The sequence below is a fragment of the Bradyrhizobium sp. LHD-71 genome, from assembly GCF_031157255.1.
Lineage (GTDB): Bacteria > Pseudomonadota > Alphaproteobacteria > Rhizobiales > Xanthobacteraceae > P52-10.
The window spans coordinates 41,200-47,296 of sequence record NZ_JAVIFX010000045.1; the positions used below are offsets into that span (position 1 = coordinate 41,200).

The 6,097-nt window shown below is 64.4% G+C and carries 7 protein-coding genes and 1 tRNA gene; 3 read left to right on the forward strand and 5 right to left on the reverse strand.

Annotation, left to right across the window (positions count from 1 at the left end):
* Position 1: 1 nt before the first annotated feature.
* Positions 2 to 496 carry a UPF0262 family protein gene (locus tag RCO31_RS32505; protein WP_308972526.1) on the reverse strand — a complete coding sequence of 165 codons (495 nt, stop codon included), beginning with the start codon at positions 494 to 496 and terminating at the stop codon, positions 2 to 4.
* Complete coding sequence (gene hisD / locus RCO31_RS32510; RefSeq protein ID WP_308972527.1) at positions 493 to 1,788, reverse strand: histidinol dehydrogenase; 1,296 nt, start codon at positions 1,786 to 1,788, stop codon at positions 493 to 495. The genes RCO31_RS32505 and hisD overlap by 4 nt, the downstream gene beginning before the upstream one ends.
* A gap of 375 nt (positions 1,789 to 2,163) precedes the next feature.
* On the opposite strand from hisD, the gene RCO31_RS32515 reads away from it, so the two are divergent.
* Positions 2,164 to 2,892, forward strand: a complete 729-nt coding sequence (locus tag RCO31_RS32515) for a hypothetical protein (RefSeq protein WP_308972529.1) — start codon at positions 2,164 to 2,166, stop codon at positions 2,890 to 2,892.
* A 3-nt stretch (positions 2,893 to 2,895) separates the two neighbouring features.
* Here the strand turns inward: RCO31_RS32515 and murA are convergent, their stop codons facing one another.
* Both murA and RCO31_RS32525 read right to left on the reverse strand, forming a co-directional pair.
* Positions 2,896 to 4,185, reverse strand: coding sequence for a UDP-N-acetylglucosamine 1-carboxyvinyltransferase (gene murA / locus RCO31_RS32520; protein WP_308972530.1), 1,290 nt, complete (start codon positions 4,183 to 4,185; stop codon positions 2,896 to 2,898).
* Positions 4,186 to 4,324: 139 nt separating this feature from the next.
* Positions 4,325 to 4,582: a hypothetical protein gene (locus RCO31_RS32525; protein WP_308972531.1), complete on the reverse strand. Its 258-nt coding sequence runs from the start codon at positions 4,580 to 4,582 to the stop codon at positions 4,325 to 4,327.
* Positions 4,583 to 4,645: 63 nt separating this feature from the next.
* On the opposite strand from RCO31_RS32525, the gene RCO31_RS32530 reads away from it, so the two are divergent.
* Both RCO31_RS32530 and RCO31_RS32535 read left to right on the forward strand, forming a co-directional pair.
* Positions 4,646 to 5,131 carry a nuclear transport factor 2 family protein gene (locus RCO31_RS32530; RefSeq protein ID WP_308972532.1) on the forward strand — a complete coding sequence of 162 codons (486 nt, stop codon included), beginning with the start codon at positions 4,646 to 4,648 and terminating at the stop codon, positions 5,129 to 5,131.
* 153 nt (positions 5,132 to 5,284) lie between these two features.
* Positions 5,285 to 5,359: transfer RNA gene (locus RCO31_RS32535), tRNA-Thr, on the forward strand.
* 177 nt (positions 5,360 to 5,536) lie between these two features.
* Here the strand turns inward: RCO31_RS32535 and RCO31_RS32540 are convergent.
* On the reverse strand, positions 5,537 to 5,698 hold the full coding sequence (locus RCO31_RS32540; RefSeq protein ID WP_308972533.1) for a hypothetical protein: 162 nt from the start codon (positions 5,696 to 5,698) through the stop codon (positions 5,537 to 5,539).
* Between the last annotated feature and the right edge of the window lie 399 nt (positions 5,699 to 6,097).

Consider the following 6,097-nt stretch of genomic DNA (forward strand, 5'->3'; position numbering starts at 1 on the left):
CTCAGCCTTTCCAGTGCAAGACGGAGATCAGCGTAAACAGCCGCCGCGCGGTGTCGAAGTCAATGCGCACCTTGCCGTCGAGACGCTCCATCAACGTGCGCGAGCCTTCGTCGTGGATGCCACGGCGCCCCATATCGAGCGCCTCAATGCGATCGGGCGTCGCGGTGCGGATCGCCTGGTAGTAGCTGTCGCAGATCATGAAGTAGTCCTTGACGATGCGCCGGAACGGCGTGAGCGACATCAAATGCGCGATCACCGGCTGACCGTCCTGCCGGCGGATATCGAACATCAGCCGGTTGCCGGTGATGCCGATGTGCAGCGTGAACGGTCCGGTGTGGCCGCCCTCCGGCGCGAACAGGTTCTTCTCGATCAGGTCGTAGATCGCAATCGCCCGCTCATGCTCGATATCCGGCCCTGAACGGCCGATCGACTCTTCGTCGAGCGTCACCGCGACGATGCGGTTGTCGGCATCAGGGTTGGCGGGGCGCTTGCTCATCGCATGTTGAGACGCAGCGCCACCGAGCGCGCATGCGCATCCAGCCCTTCCGCATGGCCGAGCGTGATCGCCGCGGGCCCGAGCGCGCGCAGCTGGTCCGCGCCGCATTTGAGGATGGAGGTGCGCTTCATGAAGTCGAGCACGCCAAGTCCGGACGAGAAGCGCGCCGAGCGCGCGGTCGGCAGCACGTGGTTGGTGCCGCCGACATAGTCGCCGATCGCCTCCGGCGTGTGAAGCCCTAAGAAGATCGCGCCGGCATTGCGAATCTTGGCGGCAAGCTTTTCCGGCGCACGCGTCATGATCTCCAGATGCTCGGCGGCGATGCGGTCGGCAAGCGTGGCAGCCTCATCGAGGCTGCTGACACGGATGATCGCGCCAAAACCGTCCCATGACGCTGCGGCGATGTCCTGGCGCGGCAACGTCTTCAACTGGCCGTCCACCGCGCGCGCAACCGCTTCGGCAAGCTCGTCGGAATCGGTGATCAGGATCGACTGCGCGGCGACGTCGTGCTCGGCCTGCGCCAGGAGATCGGCGGCGATCCATTCGGCGTTGGCGCTCTTGTCGGCGATCACCAGCACTTCGGAGGGGCCGGCGATCATGTCGATGCCGACCTTGCCGAACACGATCCGCTTGGCTGCGGCGACGTAGGCGTTGCCGGGGCCGACGATCTTTGCCACCGCAACTATGCTCGCCGTGCCATAGGCGAGCGCGGCTACCGCCTGCGCGCCGCCGACGCGGTAGATCTCGGTGACGCCGCCGAGCCTGGCTGCAGCCAGCACCAGCGGATTGAGCTTGCCGTCCGGCGCCGGCACGACCATCACCACGCGCGGGACGCCGGCGACCTTCGCCGGCACCGCGTTCATCAGCACCGACGACGGGTAGGCCGCCGTGCCGCCCGGCACGTACAGGCCGACTGCCTCGATGGCAGTCCAGCGATGCCCAAGCTCGACGCCGAGGGAGTCGGTGTGGCGCTCGTCCTTCGGCAGTTGCTTGCGGTGGAAGTCCTGGATGCGGTCGCGCGCCAGCGTCAGAGCGTCCAATGTCTCGCGATCGCACGCCTTGACGGCGGCGACGATCTCGGAGCTGGAGACGCGAACGGTCTCGGCGGTCAGCTCGAGCCGGTCGAATGTCTTTGTTGCGGCGAACAGCGCGTCGTCGCCGCGCGAACGCACATCGGCGACGATGGCGCGCGCGGCCGCATCCACGTCTTCCGACACCTCACGCTTGGCGTCGAGGAACTGGTCGAAGCGGCTGGCAAAGTCCGCGGCGCGGGTGTCGAGGCGGATCGGCATTCAACTCTATCCGGAGACGGGCAAAATCGGCTCCCGCTCAATGGCGCGAGAGGAGAATCCCGTCAACCCTGCACCAGTGTCGTGGTTCAGAAATTCGCTCCATCGCTTGCTGCAACTCCGAGGAGCGAATTTCTGAACCATAAACGACACTGGAATCATGACTTTGCTAGTGTCCTTATCGAATCCGAAGTTCGCTCTGAGGGTGCCGCGAAGTATTGCGAACTTCGGATTTGGGACACTAGTGGCTGGCGGCGCGTTCAGCCCCGGTTCACCGTCCTGCGGGCCGAATACGCCGCAGGCTGGGACGGGAACGCGAACGAGCCGATCATCGTTTGTCACAGGGCAACCCCTTCGGGTCTGCCCGCGGAGGGACCGATGCCGAAGGGGATGGTGGCCGCGATCATCGCGGCGCTGCTGACATCGCCAGCCGCGGCGCAGGTGCCACCGACGGACGACACCCCACAACTCGCCCAGCGCGGCGGTGCGCGGCCGCCTCGCGAGGCGGTCCGTGCAGCGTCGGCCCTCTCCGAAGCCGCCATGACCTATATCGAAATCATCGAACTGACGCTGGCCGACAGGGCCAGCGCGGTGCGGCTCCGCCTCAATTCGGCGCGCGGGGAGCTTAACCGGCTGCGCCCGATGGTGAGCGCGGAAACCTTCAGCGCGCTCGAGGGACGGCTGGCGGACGCAGAAGTGGCGGAGAACAAGGGCGACCTCACCGGCGCAGCGCTCGCCGCGGCCGAAGCCTTCAAGGTCATCGTCACCACGATGCCGGCGCAGCTACGACGCACGCCGCTGCCGGTATCGCTGCACACCTATTCGGCGTTCAAACTCGTCCTGCTCGCCTCGGCTGCCGAAATCGACTGGCCGGCGGTCGGCCAGGCGGCCAGAGAATCGGAGAAGTCATGGATCCAGCTGCGGCGGCTGGTGCGCGACACCAACCTGCGGGTGCTGCTGTCGGAAATCCAGAACGGCCTGCGCGAGGCGGTCACGCGCAAAGACGCCGCCGGCGTCAGGTTCGGGGCGCAGCTGCAGATAGCCTCGACGGCCGTGCTGCGGGATTTCTTCGCGCGCTTTGCGCGCGCGATGGGACGCGGACGGTGAAAGTCAGCCGCTGATCCGCTCGATGTCGGCGCCGCACGCGGAGAGCTTCTCCTCCAGCCGCTCAAACCCGCGGTCGAGGTGATAGATGCGGTTGACCATGGTCTCGCCTTCGGCGGCAAGTCCTGCGATCACCAGCGAGACCGACGCGCGCAGGTCTGTCGCCATCACAGGCGCACCGCGCAGACGGTCGGTGCCTTCGATGGTCGCCGTCTCACCATCGAGCGAGATGCGCGCGCCGAAGCGGGCGAGCTCCTGCACATGCATGAAGCGGTTCTCGAAGATCGTCTCGGTGATGAGCGACGATCCCTTCGCGCGCGTCATCAACGCCATCAGCTGCGCCTGCAGATCGGTCGGGAAGCCGGGGAACGGCGCCGTGGACACCTTCACCGCACTGAGGCCGGCGCCGTTGCGCGCGACGCGGACGCCTTCGTTGTTCGGCGTGATCACCGCACCGGCCTGGACCAGCACGTCCAGCGCCGACTGCAGCAGCTCCGGCCGCGCGCCGGCGAGTTGCACGTCGCCGCCGGTCATGGCCACCGCCATCGCATAGGTGCCGGTCTCGATCCGGTCCGGCAGCACGGTGTGGCGCGTGCCGTTCAGCCGGTTTACGCCTTCAACGACGATGCGCGGCGTACCCGCGCCGGAAATCTTTGCGCCCATCTTGAGCAGGCAATCGGCGACGTCGACCACTTCCGGCTCGCGCGCGGCGTTCTCGATGACCGTCGTGCCCTTCGCCAGCGTCGCCGCCATCAGCGCCACGTGCGTGCCGCTGACCGTCACTTTCGGGAAATCGATCGTGGCTCCCTTCAGGCCCTTCGGGGCCTTGCAGACCACATAGCCGCCGTCGATCTGGATCGCCGCACCGAGCTTCTCCAGCGCCATGATCAGGAGATCGACCGGGCGCGTGCCGATGGCGCAGCCACCCGGCAGCGAAACCTTCGCCTCGCCCATGCGCGCGATCAGCGGCGCGATGACCCAGAAGCTCGCGCGCATCTTCGAGACGAGCTCGTACGGTGCGGTGGTGTCGATGATGGTCTTGGCCGAAATGTGCAGCGTCTGGCCCTGATACTCGCTGTCGCCCGGCCGCTTGCCGGACGTCATGATGTCGACGCCGTGGTTGCCGAGGATGCGCTGCAACTGGGCGACATCGGCGAGCCGCGGCACGTTGTCGAGGATCAGGGTGTCATCGGTGAGCAGCGCCGCGGTCATCAGCGGCAACGCAGCGTTCTTGGCGCCAGAAATCGAGATCGTGCCGTTGAGCTCGTTGCCGCCAGTGATGCGAATGCGATCCATTGTGCCCCCGAAATCGTCCGAGCGGACGAGGCTTACGTCTAAGCTGCGGATGTTGCAAAAGCCTTGAGATAATCAATTTGATTGCTCAAGAACCCTGCCAAGCCAATACGGCGAAAGTCGGGACCGGAAGGCCCGCCTTTCAAGCCGACGATTTGGCCTCATCCTCCTCCTGCCCGGCGTGCTCCTGGTCCCCCTCTGTCGTAGGAGGAGCAGGCTCGTCGACCAAGCCGCCGGCCCTGCCCTTCGCCTGCTGCTTCCGCCGCTTCAGGTTCTCGCGCAGTGCAGCGCGGAGGCGGTTCTGGCGGTCGGTGCTGCGAACGTCGGGCATGGATGCGAGATGCGCGCGAATGGCGGGAAAATCAAGCTCACCGTCGTGCCCGCGCCGGAGGAGCGGCATTCCCGCACCGCCTGTTCCGGGATCGTGGTAAGATCGCCCGCAGCCAGCCGATGGAACGTTCCCATGACCGAATTCACGAACATGCTTCAACATTTTGCAGCCGCGGTCGCCGCCAATGACGGAAAGGGCCTTGCCGCACTGTTTACGACAGACGGTGTCTATGACGACGGCTTCTACGGCGAATATGCGGGCCGCGAGGCGATCGCCAGGATGCTGCAGCATTTTCACGACACCGGCAGGAACTTCCGTTGGGATTTCTTCGACGCCTTGACCGACGGCGGCACGGGCTATGCACGCTATCGCTTCAGCTACGCGTCGAAGATGCCGGGTTCGGAAGGAAAGCCGGTGGTGTTCGAAGGCGTCGCGCACTTCACGTTTCGCGAGGGGCTGATCGAGCGCTACTCTGAAACCTTCGACCGCGGCATGGCACTGGCGCAGCAGGATTTCGCGCCGGAGCGCATCAAGCGCGTGCTGATGAAACTCGCGGACAAGCAGAACGCCGGCGCCGCGGCGAAGGAACATCTGGCAAGTCTGAAGCAGGCGGGCTGACAACGCCGCATCGTTCCTGCTTTCGCAGGGTGGCCCCGAGCATTTTGGCGGGCCGTCAGCCCCCACTCCTGCTTGCGCGGAACGCCCCCTTGTGGCAAGGAACGCCCCATCCGGCGGGCCTTTGCCGTGATTCCCGAGATCTTCTTAGGTTTCGCTGCCGTAGCTCAGTGGTAGAGCACTTCATTGGTAATGAAGAGGTCGACAGTTCAATCCTGTCCGGCAGCACCACTTAAGGCCCGAAAAGCAACAGTTTTTTTGAAATCGCTATTCCGAACAGTGCTGCGAATAAATGCAGAACGATGCAGCTGAATGCATCGATAGTGGCACGTTTTTGACACGCGGAATCTGCTTTCGTTCACGCCTCGCTGTTCTGCCTCATCTCTCCGCGCGTCATTCCTGCTGTTGTCAGGCGAGTGTCGCGCCACGGGCGGCATCATCTTCCTTCTCGCCGCTCGCGACGATCTTCAGCGCTCCATCTGGCAACGGCTTCTGCAGCTTGGATGCCCTTTCCCAATCAGCCGTCATCCAGAGATCGAATCGCTCTTCAGTCGTGAGGATTACTGGCATCGCCTTCGAATGAACCTTCGCGACTTCGGCGTTTGTCGCGGACGTTAGGAAGCCAAGAACGTCAGCGGTGATCTCGCCTTCCTTGGCCGCTGTCGGCCGACGTCGGTAAACACTTCGATCCGCTGTACGTGAGGTCCCGCCGATATCATCCGAATGGTGGATGTATCGCGATGACCTGCGACAGATGCTGACCCTGCGGCGCACCCGTGCCGGCCCGCTCCGGACGGGAAGCGAATGTTGACCCAGCGCCGACTAACCCAGGAGAATGCATGATGAAGACGATAGGAAAATTCGTAAAATACGTGGAGGATCCGACAAAATTGGTCACAAAAGTGGCCCAACGATTAGACCCTTCGGATTATGCGAAGGTGCCCGTTGAATTATTTGGCGACTTCCCAG